Source organism: Streptomyces sp. NPDC006208 (assembly GCF_040613775.1).
Classification (GTDB): domain Bacteria; phylum Actinomycetota; class Actinomycetes; order Streptomycetales; family Streptomycetaceae; genus Streptomyces.
Window position 1 is genome coordinate 86511 of sequence record NZ_JBEXSW010000024.1, and the last position, 18376, is coordinate 104886.

Genomic DNA, 18376 nt, shown 5'->3' on the forward strand with positions numbered 1-18376 from the left:
TGCCTCACATGCGTTCGAAGGAGCGGCGCAGCTCCCAGTCGGTCACCGCGGCGTCGAAGGCTTCGAGCTCGACCCGCGCCATGTTGCGGTAGTGCGCGACGACTTCGTCGCCGAAGGCGGCCTTGGCGAGGGCGCTGTTCTCCCAGAGCTCGGCGGCTTCGCGCAGGGTGGTGGGCACATGTTCGTAGTCGGCGGCGTAGGCGTTGCCCGGACAGGCGTCGGGCAGTTCCAGTTGCTGCTCGATGCCGTACAGGCCGGCCGCGATCAGGCCCGCCACGGCGAGATGCGGGTTGACGTCCCCGCCGGGCAGCCGGTTCTCGAAGCGCATCGAACGGCCGTGGCCCACGACGCGCAGCGCGCAGGTGCGGTTGTCATGGCCCCAGGCGACGGCGGTGGGGGCGAAGGAGCCGGGCTGGAACCGCTTGTAGGAGTTGATGCCCGGGGCGTACAGCAGCGAGAAGTCGCGCAGCGCGGCCAGTTGGCCGGCGAGGAAGTGGCGCATGACGGGCGACATGCCGCCGGGTCCGTCGCCTGCCATGACGCTGCGGCCGTCGGCGTCCTGGAGGGACAGGTGGATGTGGCAGGAGTTGCCTTCGCGCTCGTTGTACTTGGCCATGAAGGTGAGCGAGACGCCCTCCTGCGCGGCGATCTCCTTGGCTCCGGTCTTGTAGACGGCGTGCTGGTCGCAGGTGACCAGCGCCTCGTCGTACTTGAACGCGATCTCGTGCTGGCCGGGGTTGCACTCGCCCTTGGCGGACTCGACGGTCAGGCCGGCGGCGGCCATCTCGTTGCGGATACGGCGCAGCAGCGGCTCGATCCGGCCGGTGCCGAGGACCGAGTAGTCGATGTTGTACTGGTTGGCCGGGGTGAGTCCTCGGTAGTTGCGGTCCCAGGCCTGCTCGTAGGTGTCCTTGAAGACGATGAACTCGAGTTCCGTGCCGACGTGCGCCGTGTAGCCGTGCTCGGCGAGACGCTCCAGCTGGCGGCGCAGGATCTGGCGGGGCGCGGCGACGACGGGCGATCCGTCGTTCCAGGCGAGGTCGGCGATGAGCAGTGCGGTGCCCTCGTTCCAGGGCACGCGGCGCAGCGTGGTGAGATCGGGATGCATGGCGAAGTCGCCGTAACCGCGCTCCCAGGACGACATTTCGTAGCCGTCGACCGTGTTCATCTCGGTGTCGACGGCCAGGAGATAGTTACAGCCTTCGGTGCCGTGTTCCAGCACCTCGTCGAGGAAGAAGGGTGCGGCGAACCGCTTGCCCTGGAGCCGCCCTTGCATATCGGGGAAGGCCAGGACAACTGTGTCGATCTCGTCGTTCGCGACGAGGGCGCGCAGCTCCTCGACGGCGAGCGGGGGTTTGCGGTCTGCCACGGGGTTACGCCTCCTTGGATCAGCCGGGAGTCATAAGGTATTGCTGAAGACCATTGCTTGGGAAGGGGAAACGGCGAGGTGGCGAAGACAAGTGGGGCGACGGGCGAACCGACCGACCGGCTCACCCCTGTACTGCGGCCCGTCCGCGCGGGCAACGGCTTCGAAGAGGCGCTGGAACAGATCCTCCAGTTGCTGCGCCTCGGCCTGGTCCCCGCCGGCGGGCGGCTGCCGGCGGAGCGCGAGCTCGCCGAGCGCATGGGGATCAGCAGGGTCACCCTGCGCGAGGTGCTGAAGGTTCTCACCGACCAGGGCCTGGTGGAGAGCAGGCGCGGCCGATACGGCGGCACGTTCGTGCTGCACCGGCCGGACAGTCACGGCGAGGACGAGCTGCGGCGGCGGGTGGCGGGCGTGGACGTCGAGGACACCCTGCGCTTCCGCGAGGTGCTGGAGGTCGGGGCGGCCGGGTTGTGCGCGGCGCACGGACTGGGGGACCAGGACGCACAGCGCCTGCGTACGGCGCTCGCCTCGACGCACGACGCACCGCTCGCGGACTACCGCAGGCAGGACACGCTGCTGCATCTGACCCTGGCAGAGCTCTCCGGGTCCCCCTCGCTGACGGCGCAGTACGCCGCGGTGCGGGCGACGCTGAACGATCTGCTGGACTGCATCCCGTTGCTCGTGCGGAACCTGGAGCACTCGCAGCATCAGCACGCGGCGCTGGTGGAGGCAGTGCTGGACGGCGATCCGGACGGGGCGCGCGAGGTGATGCGCGAGCACTGCGAGGGCACGGCGGCGCTGCTGCGCGGCTTTCTGGTCTGAGCGCGGCGGCCGGCCACGCGGGGCGCGACGCCCGCGCCGAGCCCGGCCGTCGGCCGATCCGTAACCTCGCATTTACGCACGGGGCTTGCGCAGCCGCCTTGGCTGCCGCAATGGTGTCCGCACAAACCTTTGACCTCTGCCAGGAGCGACCCATGGCTGAAGGCACCACTTCGCGCACCCCGTCCCCCGCACCCCCCACGGACAAGATCGTGGGGGACGCCTATCTGAACCGGCGCACGCTGCGCAGGGGCAGCGCCGGCTGGCTCCTGCTGACCGGCCTCGGCGTTGCCTATGTCGTCTCCGGCGACTTCTCGGGCTGGAACATCGGTCTGTCCAAGGGCGGATTCGGCGGCCTCGCCATCGCCACCGTGCTGATGGGCGCCATGTACGCCTGTCTGGTCTTCGCGCTCGCCGAACTGTCGGCGATCCTGCCGACGGCCGGAGGCGGCTACGGCTTCGCCCGGCGCGCTCTCGGCACCTGGGGCGGGTTCCTGACCGGCACCGCGATCCTGATCGAGTACATCCTCGCGCCCGCCGCCATCTCGATCTTCATCGGCGACTATGTCGAATCGCTCAAGCTTTTCGGCCTCGAATCGAGCTGGCCGGTCTATCTCGCCTGCTTCGTCGTCTTCATAGCCATCCATCTGTGGGGCGTCGGCGAGGCGCTGCGCTTCAGCCTGGTGGTGACGGCGATCGCGGTGGCGGCGCTGCTGATCTTCGCGGTGGGCGCCTTCACCGACTTCCAGGCGGGCAGCCTTGACGACATCCCGGTCGACAAGGACGCGTTCGGCGCGAACTCCTGGCTGCCGTTCGGCCTGCTCGGCATCTGGGCCGCGTTCCCCTTCGGCATGTGGTTCTTCCTCGGTGTGGAAGGCGTGCCGCTCGCCGCCGAAGAGGCGAAGGACCCGGTGCGCTCGATGCCGCGCGCGCTCGCGCTGTCGATGGGCATCCTGGTGCTGCTGGCCGTGATCACCTTCTTCGCGTCGACCGGCGCACGGGGCTCCGCGGCCATCCAGGATGCCGGAAACCCGCTGGTCGTGGCGTTGCAGGGAGACGGCGACCCGACGCCGCTGAGCCGCTTCGTCAACTACGCGGGCCTCGCCGGCCTGGTCGCCTCCTTCTTCTCCCTGATCTACGCCGGGTCCCGTCAGCTGTTCGCCCTGTCCAGGGCCGGCTATCTGCCGCGCTTCCTGTCGCTCACCAGCCGCCGCAAGTCGCCCTATCTCGGGCTCGTGATCCCCGGCGCGATCGGCTTCGCACTGGCGGCCGGCACCGGAAGCGGGATGCGGATGCTGAACATCGCGGTGTTCGGCGCGACCATCAGCTACGCCCTGATGGCGCTGTCGCACATCGTGCTGCGCCGCCGCGAGCCCGACCTGCCCCGCCCGTACCGGACCCCGGGCGGCATCGTCACCTCGTCCGTCGCTTTCGTCCTGGCACTGTCCGCGCTGGTCGCGACGTTCCTGGTGGACAAGGACGCCGCGTTCATGGCCCTGGGCGTCTACGCCGTCGCCCTCGCCTACTTCGCGATCTACAGTCGGCACCATCTGGTGGCACGCGCGCCGGAGGAGGAGTTCGCCGCGCTCGCGGCCGCCGAGGCCGAGCTCGAACGAGACTGACCGGATCGATCAGGAACGGAGTCACCGTGTCCGTGCCGCTCATCGGCATCAGCACCTATCTGGAGTCCTCGGCCCGCTGGGGCGTGTGGGACCTGCCCGCCGCGCTCCTGCCCACCGGGTATCCGCACCTGGTCCGGGCGGCGGGCGGCCTGGCCGCGATGATCCCGCCGGACGACCCGGCGCGCGCCGATGCGGTGGTGGCGCGGCTGGACGGCCTGGTCATCGCCGGCGGACCGGACGTGGAGCCCGCACGGTACGGCGCGGAGCGCGAGCCCCGCACCGGACCGGCGGCCCAGGAACGGGACGCCTGGGAACTCGCCCTGATCCGGGCCGCCTTGGCGTCCGGTACCCCGCTGCTGGGCATCTGCCGCGGGATGCAGCTGCTCAACGTGGCCCTGGGCGGCACGCTGGTCCAGCACATGGACGGGCACAGGGAATCAGTGGGCGTGTTCGGGGAGCACACGGTGAAACCTGTGTCGGGCACGCTGTACGGGCGGATCGTGCCGGAGGAGACGCCGGTCCCGACGTACCACCACCAGTCGGTGGACCGTCTCGGCACGGGTCTCGTGCCGAGCGCTCACGCGGCGGACGGCACGGTCGAGGCCGTGGAACTCCCGGGCGGCGCTTGGGTGTTGGGCGTGCAGTGGCACCCGGAGATGGGCGAGGACGTCCGGGTGATGGCATCCCTGGTGGCGGCGGCGAGCGGCTAACGGCGGGGGCGCCGGCCCTCCCCGCCCTCCCTCTACGGCCTGGGGGTACCTCCCACAGCCGCCAGGCCGTAGAGGGAGGCCGTGGGAAGTACCCCATCCCGTAACCGGGGCAAGCCCCCGGAGCCCGGCACGCCCTGCGGCCGTGGGAGTACCCCCGCCCCGCAAGCGGGGGCTTCGGCCCCGGACCGGCACGCCTGGCAGGCGTGATTTCGGGGCTCCGCCCCGGACCGCGCGCCTCCAGCTCCCCGAGACTTCGTCAAACCCCCACCGGCTGAATCTGCCGACGGCACGTCCGGCCCGTCCGGCGATCGAGGACTCTGCCGAAGGCCGCCCGGGGTCCGGGGGCTTGTCCCCGGTTACGGAACGGAGGTGCCTCGGCGGCCGTAGGGGGAGGACGGGGTGCGGAAAAGGCCGCGCAACGGCCCCCACCCGTCGCGCCCGGCACCCGCCCCTCACCCCGTCGACGACCCCCGCGTCAGCCCCAGCAGATCCCGCGCGGGCCCGGTCGGCCGGTGCGACTGGGGCCAGACGGCCCGCAGATCACGCTCCAGCCGTACCCCCTCCACCGGAATGCGGGTCAGCCGTCGTGATGCCAGCTCCTCGGTGACCGCCAGTTCGCTCAGCACCGCCGGCCCTGCCCCGCTCACCGCCGCCGCCTTCACCGCCGTGGTGGAGGCCAGCTCCAGCAGCGGTTCCGCCAGTCCGCCGTAGGAGGACAGGGCCGAGTCGAGCACCTGACGGGTGCCGGAGCCCCGTTCGCGCAGTACGAGCGGCACGGCCGCCAGCTCGGCGGGCGTCAGCGGGGCACGCCGCCGCCGCGCCCAGGCGTGTCCTGGCGCCGCGACCACCAGCAGCCGGTCGTGTCCGACGACCGTGCCGTCCAGGCCGTCGGGTACGGACAGTCCCTCGACGAAGCCCAGGTCCGCCTCGCCGTCGAGCAGCTGCTGGGCCACCGTCGCCGAGTTGCCTGCCAGCAGCGAGACCGCGGTGCCGGGGCGCTGAGCCCGCAGTGCGATCAGCCAGCCGGGCAGCAGATACTCGGCGATCGTCATGCTCGCGGCCACCCGCAGCCGGGAGTCGCGCCGCCCTCGCAGCGCCTGCGCCCCGGCGTCGAAGGCCTCCGCGGCCTCCACGATCCGCCGCGCCCAGTCGGTGACGAGGGCCCCCGCGTCGGTGAGCCGGGAGCCACGCGGCGAGCGGTCGACGAGTGCCACGCCCAGCTGGCGTTCCATCGAGCGGATCCGGCTGCTGGCGGCGGGCTGGGTGATGCCGACCTCGCGCGCCGCACGCCCCAGGCTGCCGTGCCGGGCGACGGCGAGGAGCAGTTCCAGCGCGCCCAGGTCGGGCACCCGGTGGTTGAGCGGCACACGTTCCTCATCACTCATAAAACCAGCTTATGGGTGCATAGGGAGAAGGTTCCTGGTGGGGCCACTCTGCCTTGGCCACAGTGTGCGCATGGTCACCGTCGCCCCACCCCGCGCCGAGCTTCGCGCGCCCGCTCGCACCCCGGAGGCCGTCGCGCTGCGGCCCTTGAGACATCTCGGTCCGAACTGGTACGCGACGGTGATGGGCACCGCGATCGTGGCGAGCGCCGGCGCCGCCGTGCCGCTGGACTTCCCCGGCTTCGCGGCCGCCCGGACCGGGGTGTGGGCACTGTCCGCGGCGCTGCTGGCCGCCGTGCTCACGGCCCGCACGGCACACTGGGTCCTCCATCGTGATCAGGCCCGCGCCCATCTGCTCGATCCGGCGGTCGCGCCGTTCTACGGCTGCCTGTCCATGGCGCTGCTCGCCGTCGGCATCGGCACCCTCACCGTCGGCCGCGGCGCGCTCGGCGAGCAGGTGGCGCTGTCGGCTGCCGTGGTGCTGTTCGTGGCGGGCACGGTCATCGCTCTGGTGGCCGCCGTGGGCGTGCCCTGTCTGATGATGGTGCGCCACCAGGTGAGCCCCGGCAGTGCCTCGCCTGTGTGGCTGCTGCCGGTGGTCGCGCCGATGGTCTCCGCGGCCTTCGGGCCGCTGCTGATCCCGTTCCTGCCGACGACAGGCCAGTGGCGCGGGACGCTGCTGCTGGCGAGCTACGCACTGTTCGGCATCAGTCTGCTGGCCACACTGCTGATCCTGCCGGTGGTCTTCGCCCGGCTCGTCCACCACGGCCCGCTGCCGCTCGCGCTCAGCCCCTCGCTCTTCCTCGTTCTCGGACCGCTCGGCCAGTCGACCACCGCCGTGAACAAGCTCGCGGATGTCGCGCCGGTCGCGATCGAGGCGCCGTACGCATCTGCGTTCTCCGCGTTCGCCGTCGTCTACGGCGTGCCGGTGATGGGTTTCGCGCTGCTGTGGCTGGCGCTGGCCGGTGCGATGGTGCTGCGGGCGGCCCGCCTCGGGATGCGTTTCACGATGACCTGGTGGGCCTTCACCTTCCCGGTCGGCACCTGCGTGACGGGCGCTGCCACCCTGGCGCACCACACAGGTCTGGCCGTCTACGAGTGGCTCTCCCTCGCCCTGTACGCGTTCCTGGTGACGGCCTGGGCGGTCGCCGGAAGCCTCACCCTGCGAGGCCTGCTGCGCGGAGAGCTGCTCGCAGCGCCGCGCTGAGCACCTGCGGGGCAGTCACCAACGAGGGGCCGTACCAGGTCAGATGCCTGCCGTCGAGGAAAGAGGCCGGCAGGCCGGGGAACGCCTCGGGACCGTCGTCCGGGCCGAAGGCGTACGGCTCGTCGGGCAGGGCGACCAGATCGGCGCCGCTCGCCCGCAATTCCTCCAGCGGGATGCGGGGGTAGCGCTCCTCGTGGTCCGCGTACACATTGGCGACGCCGAGCCGGGCCAGCAGATCGCCGGCGAAGGTGTCGCGGCCGAGCACCATCCACGGCCGCCGCCAGACGGGCACCACGGCACGCAGCCCGGTCAGCGGCGTGATCCGCGACCAGGCCTGCTGTGCCTCGTCCAGCCAGCGGGGCCGTGGCAGCGCGCATCCGGTCACCAGCACCCGCTCCAGTTCGGTGAACGCCTGGTCCAGGTCGCGCACCTCGGTGAGCAGCACCTCGACGCCCGCGTCCCGCAGGGCGGCCAGGTCGGGTGCGCGGTTCTCCTCCTCGTTCGCGATCACCAGATCGGGCCGCAGCCCGACGACGGCCGGCACGTCCGGGTTCTTGGTGCCGCCGATCCGTACGACATCCAGGTCGGCCGGGTGACTGCACCAGTCGGTGGCGCCGACCAGCAGTCCGGGGCCGCTGACGGCGACGGCCTCGGTCAGCGAGGGCACCAGCGACACGACACGCACCGGGGAGCCCTTCAGCCGCGCGGGTCGCCGGAGGCATCGACGTGTTCGGCCACCGCGACGACGAGGATGCGGGTGTCCGGTGCGGTGGCGCGCCACCGGTGCCGTACGCCGCCGGACAGGAACAGCGAGTCGCCGCGCCCCAGCCGGTAGGCCCGGCCCTCGGCCTCCACCTCCACGGCACCGTCGGCGACGTACAGCAGCTCGTCGTTGCGGTGCTTGTACTCGCGCCCGGTGTCCTGCTCGCCGCTGAATTCGAGGGCGTGCAGCTGATGCTGTCCGCGCACCAGCCTGCGGATCCGGGAGCCGGGGCCGGGCTGCGGACGGGCGTCGTCGCCGGCCCGTACGAGATCGACGGTACGCGCCGCGTCGGACGCGGCCAGCAGCAGGCCGGCCGTGGTGTCCAGGGCGTCGGCGACCCGCTGCAGCGAGCGCATGCTGGGCCGGGCCCGCTCGTTCTCGACCTGGCTGAGGAACGGCACGGACACTCCGCTGCGCGCCGAGACGGCGGCAAGCGTGAGGCCGAGGGCGCGCCGGCGTCTGCGCACGGCCGCGCCCACGCGGAGAGGCTCTTTCCTCTCCTTCGCGTCCTTCGCGTCCTTCGCGTCCATGGGCCGGGCTCCCCTCCCCTGGGTCCTGTCTCACCTTACGCAGCATCCGGCCGCGGGGACTCACCGAGCGCAGGAGTACACGGGTGGCACGGCCGCAGCATGGGGCCTCGGGCACCGCAACGGAAAGGGGTGGGTCCCGCCATGTGGCGGGACCCACCCCTTTCGGCCGTCCGGGAGGACGGTCATGGGCCGTCAGTGCGGAGCGAGCCGGTCCGCGAGACCCGGGTTCTCGTTCAGCCAGGCCCGGACGGCGTCCTGCTCCTTGCCCTTGCCGGTCTTCTGGATCTGCGCCTCGAGGCCGGTGAGCTGCTTCTCGGTCAGCTTGAAGTTCTTCAGCCACGTGCCGACTTCGGGGTTGTCGGCGGCGAAGCCCTTGCGCGCCAGCGTGTGCACCCCGTCGCCCTTGCCCCAGGTGCCCTTCGGATCCTTGAGCTTCTTCAGGTCATAGGCGCTGTAGGCCCAGTGCGGCGACCACAGGGTGGTGACGATGGGCTCCTTCTTGTCGTACGCGCGCTTCAGTTCGGCGAGCATGCCGGGCGTGGAGCCGTCGACGATCTTGTACTCCCCCTCGAGGCCGTACTCCTTCAGCACCTTGTCCTTGAGGATGCCCATCATTCCGGCGCTCGGCTCGATGCCGACGATCCGGCCCTTGAACCGGCTCGAGCTGCCCTTGAGGTCCTCGAGCGAGTCGACGCCCTTCATGTAGGCGGGCACGGACAGCTCCAGCGAAGTGGGGCCGTACCAGGCGCCCAGGTCCTCCAGCTTGTTCCCGTACTTCTTCCAGTACTGGGCGTGGGTGACCGGGAGCCAGGCGTCGGTCTGGAAGTCGATCTGGCCGCCGGCGAGGCCGGTGTAGAGCGCTCCGGCCTCCAGCTGCCGGGCCTCGACCTCGAAGCCGCGCTTCTCCAGCAGTTCCTTCCACAGGAAGGTGGAGGCGATGCCCTCGTCCCACGGGATGTAGCCGAGCGAGATCTTCCTGCCCTTGCCGATGTCCGCGCCGCCGGACGCGGCGGTCTGCGCGGCGCCGCCGAAGATGCCCATGCCTCCCGCGACCAGCGCGAGGACGACGATGCCGACGACCGCGACCGACGCCTGCGGACGGTACGTCCAGATCTTCGCGCCGCCGGTGACGGCACGTGCCTTGGCCGGCGCACGGCGGCCGAGCGGTGAGACCTGGCGGCCCAGGGCCCCGGTGATCCGGTCCAGGTACATGGCGAGGATGACGATGGAGATGCCCGCCTCGAAGCCGAGACCGATGTCGACATTGCCGATGGCCCGGTAGACGGCGCCGCCGAGGCCGCCGCCGCCGACCATGCCGGCGATGACCACCATGGACAGCCCCAGCATGATCACCTGATTGATGCCGGCCATGATCGTCGGCAGGGCGAGCGGGAGCTGGACACGCAGCAGCGTGTTGCGCGGTGTGGTGCCGAAGGCCTCCGCGGCCTCGACGAGCTCCTCGTCGACCTGCCGGATGCCGAGTTCGGTCATCCGTACGCCGGGCGGCAGGGCGAAGACGATGGTGGCGATGATGCCGGGCACCACACCGACGCCGAAGAAGATGATGCCGGGGATCAGGTAGACCATGGCCGGCATGGTCTGCATGAAGTCCAGGACCGGCCTGGTCACGGCGCTGACGGCCGCGGACCGGGATGCCCAGATGCCGAGCGGCACCGCGATCGCCAGAGTGACGAGCGTGGCGACGAGCACCAGCGAGAGTGTCGACATGGCGTCGTCCCACAGATCGACGGAGTCGATCAGCGCAAAGCCGGCGAAGGTGAGGCCGCCCGCGATCAGCCCGCGCAGCCACCAGGCGACGACGGCGAGGATGCCGCCGAAAAGCAGCGGCTCGGGCGCCAGGAGCGCGGCCTCGATGCCGTCGTACATACCGGTGACGAGCGAAGTGATCGCGTCGAAGAGCCAGGAAAGGTGGCTCTGGAGCCAGTCGACACCGCTGTCGACCCAGGCGCCGAGAGGAAGCCTAGGCACGGGCCACCTCCTTCGCCGCGGCACCGGCCCGGTCGGCGGCCTCGGTCTGCGCGGGGATCCCGGTCGTGTCGGCGGGGCTCATCGGCTCGCCGAGCACGGCCAGCAGGCGCCCCCTGGGCACGACACCGGTCAGCTCACCCTCGTCGTCGACGACGGCGACGGCGTGACCGCTGTCGGCGCAGGGCGTGAACAGCTCGATGATCGGAGTCCGCTCCTTGACGGTGGCGGGCGCCGCGGCAAGCACGTCCGCCGCGGAGCGCAGCACCTTGCCGCTGTCGGTCCTCGTGCCGTACACGGTCTCCGGAGCGGCCATGATCGCGCCCGCGGTGAGCACGCGGGAACGGTCGACGTCCTGGGTGAACGAGGCGACGTAGTCGTTGGCCGGGGTGACCAGGATGTCCTCGGCGGTACCGAGCTGCACGATCCGGCCGTCGCGCATGACGGCGATCGAGTCGCCCAGGCGCATGGCCTCGTTGAGGTCGTGGGTGATGAAGACGATGGTCTTCTTGAGCCGCTTCTGCAGGTGAAGCAGCTGATCCTGCATGTCGCGCCGGATCAGCGGGTCCAGGGCGCTGAAGGACTCGTCCATCAGGAGCAGATCGGCGTCCGTCGCGAGCGCCCGGGCGAGGCCCACGCGCTGCTGCATGCCGCCGGACAGCTCGTCCGGCCAGGAGTTCTCCCAGCCGGCGAGGCCTACCAGCTCCAGTGCCTCGGCGGCGCGGCGCGCCCGCTCGTCGCGCGGGACGCCCTGGACCTCGAGGCCGTAGCCTGCGTTCTCCAGCACGCTGCGGTGCGGGAACAGCGCGAAGTGCTGGAAGACCATGCTGATCCGCTTCGAACGCACCTCGCGCAGGTCGCGAGCGCCCAGCGCGGTCAGATCGCGGCCGTCGTAGAGCACCCGTCCCGAGGTCGGCTCCAGCAGTCCGTTGAGCATGCGCAGCAGCGTGGACTTGCCGGATCCGGACAGACCCATGACGACGAAGATCTGGCCGGGCTCGACGGTGAAGGACGCGTCGATCACCGCGGCGGTCGTGCCGTCTGCGCGCAGCTCGTCGCGGCCGGCGCCGCCCTCGAGCCTGGTCACCGCTTCGTCGGGTCGTCTGCCGAACACCTTGTACAGGTGCTCGGCCTGGAGCCTGGACACATACACCTCGCGCATAGAACGGAAAACAGCCCGCCACCCCCGCCCGGCGAGCTGTGGAGCGGGTCGGGATCTGCCCGTTTGCCCGATGCAATGGTTGAAATCGCTACGGGATCCGCTCCGGGCTCGCGCCTGCCCTGGGCCCCTGGGGGCAAACACGAAGGTGATCCACCTCACGGGTGCGCCGCGACGGGCGGGCGCTCTGTGACTGTCGGTGGCGTGCGGCATCATCAGGGTTGTGACGCGACGCCTGATGCTCCTCGACACCGCTTCCCTCTACTTCCGGGCCTATTTCGGGGTCCCCGACTCGGTCCGGGCTCCTGACGGCAGCCCGGTGAACGCCGTGCGCGGGCTGATGGACTTCATCGCGCGGCTGGTCCAGGACCACCGGCCGGACGATCTCGTCGCCTGCTGGGACAACGACTGGCGGCCCGAGTGGCGGGTCGAGCTGATTCCGTCCTACAAGGCGCACCGCGTCGCGGTGGAGACCGAGCAGGGCCCGGACGTGGAGGAGGTCCCCGACACGCTCTCGCCGCAGGTCCCGGTCATCGAGGAGGTGCTGGCGGCGGTCGGTATCGCTCGTATCGGCGCGGACGGTTACGAGGCGGACGACGTGATCGGCACCCTCACCGCACGCGCCGAGGGCCCGGTCGACATCGTCACCGGCGACCGTGACCTGTTCCAGCTGGTCGACGACGCCCGCGGGCGTCGGGTGCTGTATCCCCTCAAGGGCGTCGGCACCCTCCAGACGACGGACGAGGCGTGGCTGCGCGAGAAGTACGGCGTGGACGGGCCCGGATATGTCGATCTGGCGCTGCTGCGCGGCGACCCCAGCGACGGGCTGCCCGGCGTGCCCGGCATCGGCGAGAAGACCGCAGCCAAGCTGCTCGACGCGTACGGCGACCTGGCGGGGATCATGGCCGCCGTCGACGACCGGACCTCGAAGCTCACCCCGTCGCAGCGCAAGCGGCTGGACGAGGCCAGGGACTATGTGGCGGTCGCGCCCAAGGTGGTCCGGGTCGCCACGGACGTACCGCTGCCCGACTTCGACCCCTCGCTGCCCGCCGAGCCGCGCCACCCGGCGGAGCTGGACGCGCTCGCCGCGCGGTGGGGACTCGGCGGGGCCGTGGTGCGGCTCCGCTCCGCACTCCAGCACTGAGAGGTGCTAGCTTAGGCAAGCCTAAGCAGCGATATTCCGGGGAGAGCGCCGTGGCAGACCGACCGGCACGCAAAGCACCGAAGGCACACGAGGCCAAGGTGGTGCGCACCGAGCGCATCACTCCGCACATGGTGCGTGTCGTCCTGGGCGGTGAGGGTCTGGCCGCGCTCGAGCTCGGCCGGTACACCGATCACTACATCAAGCTGCTTTTCGCGCCCGAGGGCGTGAGCTACCCGGAGCCGTTCGACATGGACCGCATCCGTGAGGAGCTCCCGCGCGAGCAGTGGCCGGCCACTCGCGCCTACACCGTGAGGCAGTGGGACCCGGCCCACCTGGAGCTGACGGTCGACTTCGTGGTCCACGGCGACGAGGGCCTGGCCGGGCCGTGGGCGGCACGCGTGCAGGCCGGTGAGACGGTGCGCTTCCTGGGCCCCGGCGGGGCCTACGCCCCCTCCCCTGCGGCCCACTGGCATCTGCTGGCGGGCGACGAGAGCGCGCTGCCCGCGATCGCCGCGTCGCTCGAGCGGATGCCGGCAGGCGCGGTCGTGCACGCCTTCGTCGAGGTCGCGGGCCCCGAGGAAGAGCAGAAGATCGTCTCTCCGGACGGGGTGGAGATCACCTGGCTGCACCGCGGTGACCGGGCGCCGGGCGAGGCGCTGGTGGCGGCGGTAACGGCGCTGGAGTTCCCCGAGGGGGAGGTCTGCGCGTTCGTCCACGGCGAGGCGGCCTGTGTGAAGGAGCTGCGCCGTCAGCTGCGGGTGGAGCGGGGTATTCCGCGTGAGCAGTTGTCAATCTCCGGCTACTGGCGCCTGGGTCAGACGGACGAGGCCTGGCGTGCGGCCAAGCGCGAGTGGAACGACCAGGTGGAACGGGAGCAGGAGTCGGCCGCCTGACGACCCCTCTCTTCCTGGCTCCCCGGCCGGAGTCGGCCGGGGAGCCTGGTCGGTACCGGGATCCGGCCGCCGAAGGCAGCCGCCGGCCCACCTGGAGCTGGTGCCGGCGCTCCTGCTGTCACCGATCGGTCTGCTCGTCCTCCTGCCGCTGCGCGTTGCGGCGTCGGCGCGTCCGGCAAGGTCGACGACGCCGATTCCTACCGTGACGGCAACGACGACAGCGACGCCGGAGCGGGGCAGGCACAGGACCGGGACCCACACAGGGTCGGTCCATGGCACGATGCGGCCACCCGGACCAATCCATCGGGCCTTCGGCTCCGAATGCGTCGTGAGAGGTGTCCGGACGTGCCGTCCGACCCGTGGAGGAACACCGCGTGAAAGAAGCCGTACAGATAGGCGGCCCCGCCTCGGCCGGTCCCGATCTGCAAGAACTGCTCGCCCTGGTTGCCAGGGGCGACCAGGGCGCTTTCTCCCGGTTGTACGACGCGGTCTGCGGACCGGTCCTGGGCCTGATACGCGCCGTGCTGCGCGACCCCGCCCAGTCGGAAGAGGTGACACAGGAGGTGCTGATCGAGGTCTGGCGTACCGCCGTGCGCTACGAGCCGTCCCGCGGCTCGGCGATGACCTGGATCCTCACCCTCGCCCACCGCCGGGCCGTGGACCGGGTCAGGTCCGCCCGTGCCGCCACCGACCGCGAGCGGCGGGCCGCTCTGCTGGACCAGGGCCGCGCCTACGACGAGGTGACCGAGGAGGTGGAGGCCCGGCTGGAACGCGAACAAGTGCGGCGCTGTCTGCAGGGCCTGACCGAACTGCAGCGCCAGTCCGTGACGCTCGCCTACTACCGGGGACTGACCTACCGGGAGGTTGCCGAACTGCTCGCCGTGCCGCTGGGCACGGTCAAGACACGACTGCGTGACGGGCTCATCCGGCTGCGCGACTGCCTGGGGGTGAGCGCATGAACTCCGCCGATCTGCACACATTGACCGGCGCCTATGTGCTGCACGCGCTGGCACCCGACGAAGAGGCCGAGTTCGAGCAGCATCTGCGGGCGTGTCCGCCGTGTTCGCTGGAAGTACGCGAACTGGCCGCCACCGCGGGCCGGCTGGGCTCGGCGGAGTACGTCACGCCACCCCCGGAGCTCAAGCACCAGGTGATGGCCCGCGTGGGCGCCGAACGGCAGGACCGCCCCCGGGTCACCCGGCAGGCGCACCGAGGCGTGGTGCGCCGCGGCCGTGCGGTGTCCCGTTTCGCGCTCGCCGCCTGCATGGCCGTGGCGGCAAGCCTCGGCGGGGCGGCCGTCTGGCAGCACGACCGGGCCGAGGACGCCCGCGCCCAGGCGCAGCGCGCGCAGCGCACGGCGACCGAACTCGCCGCCGTACTCGCCGCGCCGGACGCCAAGGTGAGCACGGGGCCGCTGACGGACGGGGCGACCGGCACCGTCGTCGTGTCGCGCAGCCGCAACCGCGCGGCGTTCTATGCGTCGGGGATGCCGAAGCCGCCGCAGGGCAAGGTGTACCAGCTCTGGTTCGAGGACGGCGGCACGATGCGTTCGGCAGGGTTGATGGAGCTGACCGCCACGTCCGGCGCCGTGCTGATGGAGGGTCCGGTCAACTCCGCGTCCGGCATGGGCGTCACCGTCGAACCGGCGGGCGGCTCCCGCCGGCCGACCTCGGCTCCGCTCGCCCTGATGCGCCTGCCTTCCTGATCCGGCCTGCGGCCCGGTCCACCGCCGGTCCGGTCCACGTATGCACGACCAGCCGGCGCGGCGCACCGCCGGCTGGTCGTCCCGCTGTTCGTACCGGCCCGCAGTGCCCGCCGCTCCGCTCGTCGGCGGGTACGGAGGAGCACCGACCGCGCGGGCGACCCCGGCCCCGCCCGCACGGACGCCGGCGGCCCCGGGCCGTGCCGACCGACCCGGCCCGGGGCCTCTCAACCGCCCGTCCGTCAGCGCCGCTTCGGCGGACGCAGCAGGAAGCCGCTTGTGCGGGCCACGTACTCCGCGAAGCCGGGGCGGTCGGCCATGTGCCGTTCCAGCAGCGCCTTTCCGCTGCCGCTGATCAGGAGGTAGCTCATCACCAGGGGGCTCACGACGACCGCTGCGGCCACCGCCCGCTCGTCGCAGACGACCATGAACAGTCCCCACCACACGCAGAAGTCCCCGAAGTAGTTCGGGTGCCGGGTCCAACCCCACAGCCCCCGGTCCATGACGCGGCCCCGGTTCGCCGGATCGGCCTTGAACCGGGCCAGTTGCCCGTCCCCGACCGCCTCGAAGAGGAATCCGGTCAGCCACAGCGCGCAGCCGGCCCAGCCGATCACGCCGACGGGCCCGGTGACGTACTGCGCGGCCTGCACCGGCAGCGAGATCAGCCATACCAGCGCGCCCTGGAGCAGATGCACCATCCGCAGGGCGTACAGCGTGCGACGGCCGGGCGCCTTGGCGAGCAGTGCCTCGTACCTCGGGTCCTCGCCGTGCCCTCGTCCGCGCCGGGCGATGTGCGCGGCCAGCCGCAGTCCCCACACCGCCGTGAGCACAGTGACGAGCAGCCGCCGCCCGTTGTCCCCCTCCCCCGCCGACATCGCGTACCCGACCACCGCGACGGCCGTGAAAGCGATCCCCCACGCCACATCCACCCCGCGGTGCACTCCGGTGCGCAGCGCGACGGCGAAGGCGAGAAGCATGACCGCGAGAGCGGCGGCCGCGGAAGGGCCGAGACCCTGCGCGAACGCCGCCCACGCAAAGCCGCTCACCGCCGGCAGCCCTCCACGTGCCCGTCGCTCAATGTCGCGCACCTCCCTCGGTCGACCCGGCCGGTGGACCGCACCGCCTGGACCGGGCCGGCGCCCGTGCCCCGCTCCTCGTACGCAGGCCGGCCGGCCACCGGACACCACCGCCGCACCGGCGTGGTCACGCCGCCTCCCCCTTCGTCAGCAGCAGCTGCTGCACATCCAGGTAGCCGGACCTGAAGCCGGCTTCGGAGTAGGCGAGGTAGAAGGTCCACATACGGCGGAAGACCTCGTCGAAGCCCAGGGCTTCGACCTCCTCGGCGTGCTCGGTGAACCGTTCGCGCCACAGGCGCAGCGTCTCGGCGTAGTGCGGCCCGAAGCCGTCGCGAGCGGCCGTCGTGAGGCCGGTGCAGCCGGCGACGATCTGCTCGATGGCCTCGGAGGACGGCAGCTGTCCGCCGGGGAAGATGTACTTCTGCACCCAGGTGTAGGTGTCCAGGGAGGCGAGCATCCGGTCGTGCGGCATGGTGATCGTCTGGAGGGCGATCCGCCCGCCGGGTGCGAGCAGCCGGTCCAGCGTCTGGAAGTACCCGGGCCAGAACTCCGCTCCGACGGCCTCGATCATCTCCACGCTGACGATGGCGTCGTAGCGGCCGAGCACCTTGCGGTAGTCGCGCAGCAGTACGGTCACCCGGTCCTGGAGGCCCGCGGCCCGGACGCGCTGCTGCGCCAGCGCCTGCTGCTCGCGGGAGAAGGTGACGGTCAGGACGCGTGCGCCGCGCTGCGCGGCGCGGATCGCCAGCTCGCCCCAGCCGGTACCGATCTCCAGCAGCTGGGTGCCCTGGCCGACCTGCGCCAGGTCGAGCAGCCGGTCGATCTTGCGGTGCTGGGCCGCGGGCAGCAGCTGCCGCTCGGCCGGGAAGCCCCGGAAGAGCGCGGAGGAGTACGTCAGGGTCTCGTCGAGGAACAGCGCGAACAGCTCGTTGGACAGGTCGTAGTGATGGCTGACGTTGGCCTGCGAGCCGCTTGTCGTGTTGCGGTGCCGCGCCGGCCTGCGCGGCGCCCAGGCGCCGCGCAGCCGCTGCAGCGGGCCGGGCACGAGCGTGGCGGCGTTCTCGGCGAACACGGTCAGCAGGCCGACGAGGTCGGGGGCCTCCCATTCACCGGCCATGTAGGACTCGCCGAAACCGAGCAGCCCGCGGGCGCCGATCCGGCGGAAGAAGGCCGCCGGGTCCCGTACGTCCATCAGCGGTCCGCCGTGGCCGATTGTCTCGCGGCCGGCGAGGCGCACCCGCACCGGGAGCCCGCCGAGCGCGTGCCTGACAAGGCGTTCCGCGACGGCCGTGCGCAATTTGGAGGCCCTCGGCAGGCGGGCCGGCCCTGGCCGGCGCCGAAGGTCGACGGACGCGGTTCGCGAGGACGCCGGGGAGACGGACACGCTCACTTCACACCCTCCTGGGGCAGATGGCGGGGACGGGGTTGGACCGGGAGTTTGCGCAGGAACAGACGGATGCCGTGGAACCGGATTCCGGCGGACACGGCGAGGGTCGACAGGGGGTGCGCCAGTGCGGCGCGGAGCAGGGCGCGGGCGGTGGCCGGGCGGCGCTCCCCGCGTACGGTCGCGGTGAACGGGCAGGCGCCGTCGCGCTCCAGATGGACTGTCAGCTCCAGGCGTTCTTCCGGCTCAGGCAGCCGCATCCGGTAGCCGCCGTCCACCGGGAAGAACGGGGAGACGTAGAACTCCTTGTCCACGAAGGCCCGGTGGCCTGCGTCGGGGCGCAGCAGGTAGCAGTGGCGCTCACCGTAGGTGTTGTGCACCTCGGCGACGACGCAGAGCGGACGGCCGTCGGAGGCAGCGATGTCATGGGTGTGCGCATGCCCGCCGAGCCGGGGCTGTGCCTCGTCGAGCGTGACCTCGTGGCGACGCTGCAGAACGTACGCCGCGGTGAGGCCCGAAACTCCGCCGCCCACCACGGCCGTACGCCGCGGTTGCCCTGTCATTCCCGCTCCTTCCCGGCCGGCATGGAGCCGTCCCGCACCCGTCATTCGGCGCACGGGGCCGGTCGGATTG

General features: G+C 71.6%; 17 protein-coding genes. 8 read left to right on the forward strand and 9 right to left on the reverse strand.

The window, feature by feature from the left end; translation table 11 throughout:
- Positions 1-4 precede the first annotated feature (4 nt).
- On the reverse strand, positions 5-1369 hold the full coding sequence (locus ABZ208_RS20945) for a glutamine synthetase family protein (RefSeq protein ID WP_356910965.1): 1365 nt from the start codon (positions 1367-1369) through the stop codon (positions 5-7).
- 78 nt (positions 1370-1447) lie between these two features.
- Here ABZ208_RS20945 and ABZ208_RS20950 point away from each other — a divergent pair, with 78 nt between their 5' ends.
- The 3 genes from ABZ208_RS20950 (at position 1448) to ABZ208_RS20960 (ending at position 4517) form a co-directional block, all read left to right on the forward strand.
- Positions 1448-2188: an FCD domain-containing protein gene (locus ABZ208_RS20950; protein ID WP_356910966.1), complete on the forward strand. Its 741-nt coding sequence runs from the start codon at positions 1448-1450 to the stop codon at positions 2186-2188.
- 152 nt (positions 2189-2340) lie between these two features.
- Positions 2341-3807, forward strand: coding sequence for an ethanolamine permease (gene eat, locus ABZ208_RS20955; RefSeq protein ID WP_356910967.1), 1467 nt, complete (start codon positions 2341-2343; stop codon positions 3805-3807).
- Between the two features lie 26 nt (positions 3808-3833).
- Positions 3834-4517 (forward strand): gamma-glutamyl-gamma-aminobutyrate hydrolase family protein, encoded by a 684-nt coding sequence (locus ABZ208_RS20960; protein ID WP_356910968.1) that lies wholly within the window; start codon positions 3834-3836, stop codon positions 4515-4517.
- 452 nt (positions 4518-4969) lie between these two features.
- On the opposite strand, the gene ABZ208_RS20965 is transcribed toward ABZ208_RS20960, so the two are convergent.
- On the reverse strand, positions 4970-5902 hold the full coding sequence (locus ABZ208_RS20965; protein WP_356910969.1) for a LysR family transcriptional regulator: 933 nt from the start codon (positions 5900-5902) through the stop codon (positions 4970-4972).
- Between the two features lie 70 nt (positions 5903-5972).
- On the opposite strand from ABZ208_RS20965, the gene ABZ208_RS20970 reads away from it, so the two are divergent.
- Positions 5973-7106, forward strand: coding sequence for a TDT family transporter (locus ABZ208_RS20970; RefSeq protein WP_356910970.1), 1134 nt, complete (start codon positions 5973-5975; stop codon positions 7104-7106).
- Here the strand turns inward: ABZ208_RS20970 and ABZ208_RS20975 are convergent.
- From ABZ208_RS20975 to ABZ208_RS20990, 4 genes are all read right to left on the reverse strand, one after another.
- On the reverse strand, positions 7057-7791 hold the full coding sequence (locus tag ABZ208_RS20975) for a helical backbone metal receptor (RefSeq protein ID WP_356910971.1): 735 nt from the start codon (positions 7789-7791) through the stop codon (positions 7057-7059). The genes ABZ208_RS20970 and ABZ208_RS20975 overlap by 50 nt on opposite strands.
- An 11-nt stretch (positions 7792-7802) precedes the next feature.
- Positions 7803-8399, reverse strand: coding sequence for a helix-turn-helix domain-containing protein (locus ABZ208_RS20980; protein WP_356910972.1), 597 nt, complete (start codon positions 8397-8399; stop codon positions 7803-7805).
- A 192-nt stretch (positions 8400-8591) separates the two neighbouring features.
- Positions 8592-10388 carry an ABC transporter permease/substrate binding protein gene (locus ABZ208_RS20985; protein WP_356910973.1) on the reverse strand — a complete coding sequence of 599 codons (1797 nt, stop codon included), beginning with the start codon at positions 10386-10388 and terminating at the stop codon, positions 8592-8594.
- Positions 10381-11547 (reverse strand): glycine betaine/L-proline ABC transporter ATP-binding protein, encoded by a 1167-nt coding sequence (locus ABZ208_RS20990; RefSeq protein ID WP_356910974.1) that lies wholly within the window; start codon positions 11545-11547, stop codon positions 10381-10383. Before ABZ208_RS20990 ends, ABZ208_RS20985 begins: the two co-directional genes overlap by 8 nt.
- Positions 11548-11782: 235 nt before the next feature.
- On the opposite strand from ABZ208_RS20990, the gene ABZ208_RS20995 reads away from it, so the two are divergent.
- From ABZ208_RS20995 to ABZ208_RS21010, 4 genes are all read left to right on the forward strand, one after another.
- Entirely contained in the window at positions 11783-12688 is a 906-nt protein-coding gene (locus ABZ208_RS20995) for a 5'-3' exonuclease (protein WP_356911004.1), read from the forward strand.
- 50 nt (positions 12689-12738) lie between these two features.
- Positions 12739-13581 carry a siderophore-interacting protein gene (locus ABZ208_RS21000; protein ID WP_356910975.1) on the forward strand — a complete coding sequence of 281 codons (843 nt, stop codon included), beginning with the start codon at positions 12739-12741 and terminating at the stop codon, positions 13579-13581.
- A 374-nt stretch (positions 13582-13955) separates the two neighbouring features.
- Positions 13956-14540, forward strand: coding sequence for a sigma-70 family RNA polymerase sigma factor (locus ABZ208_RS21005; protein ID WP_328402568.1), 585 nt, complete (start codon positions 13956-13958; stop codon positions 14538-14540).
- A complete protein-coding gene (locus ABZ208_RS21010) occupies positions 14537-15286 on the forward strand; it encodes an anti-sigma factor (protein ID WP_356910976.1) in 750 nt (249 codons plus the stop codon). The genes ABZ208_RS21005 and ABZ208_RS21010 overlap by 4 nt, the downstream gene beginning before the upstream one ends.
- A 239-nt stretch (positions 15287-15525) precedes the next feature.
- Here the strand turns inward: ABZ208_RS21010 and ABZ208_RS21015 are convergent, their stop codons facing one another.
- From ABZ208_RS21015 to ABZ208_RS21025, 3 genes are all read right to left on the reverse strand, one after another.
- Complete coding sequence (locus ABZ208_RS21015) at positions 15526-16329, reverse strand: DUF1295 domain-containing protein (RefSeq protein WP_356910977.1); 804 nt, start codon at positions 16327-16329, stop codon at positions 15526-15528.
- A 157-nt stretch (positions 16330-16486) separates the two neighbouring features.
- Positions 16487-17749 (reverse strand): cyclopropane-fatty-acyl-phospholipid synthase family protein, encoded by a 1263-nt coding sequence (locus tag ABZ208_RS21020; protein ID WP_356910978.1) that lies wholly within the window; start codon positions 17747-17749, stop codon positions 16487-16489.
- Entirely contained in the window at positions 17746-18351 is a 606-nt protein-coding gene (locus ABZ208_RS21025; RefSeq protein WP_356910979.1) for an FAD-dependent oxidoreductase, read from the reverse strand. Before ABZ208_RS21025 ends, ABZ208_RS21020 begins: the two co-directional genes overlap by 4 nt.
- Positions 18352-18376 lie beyond the last annotated feature (25 nt).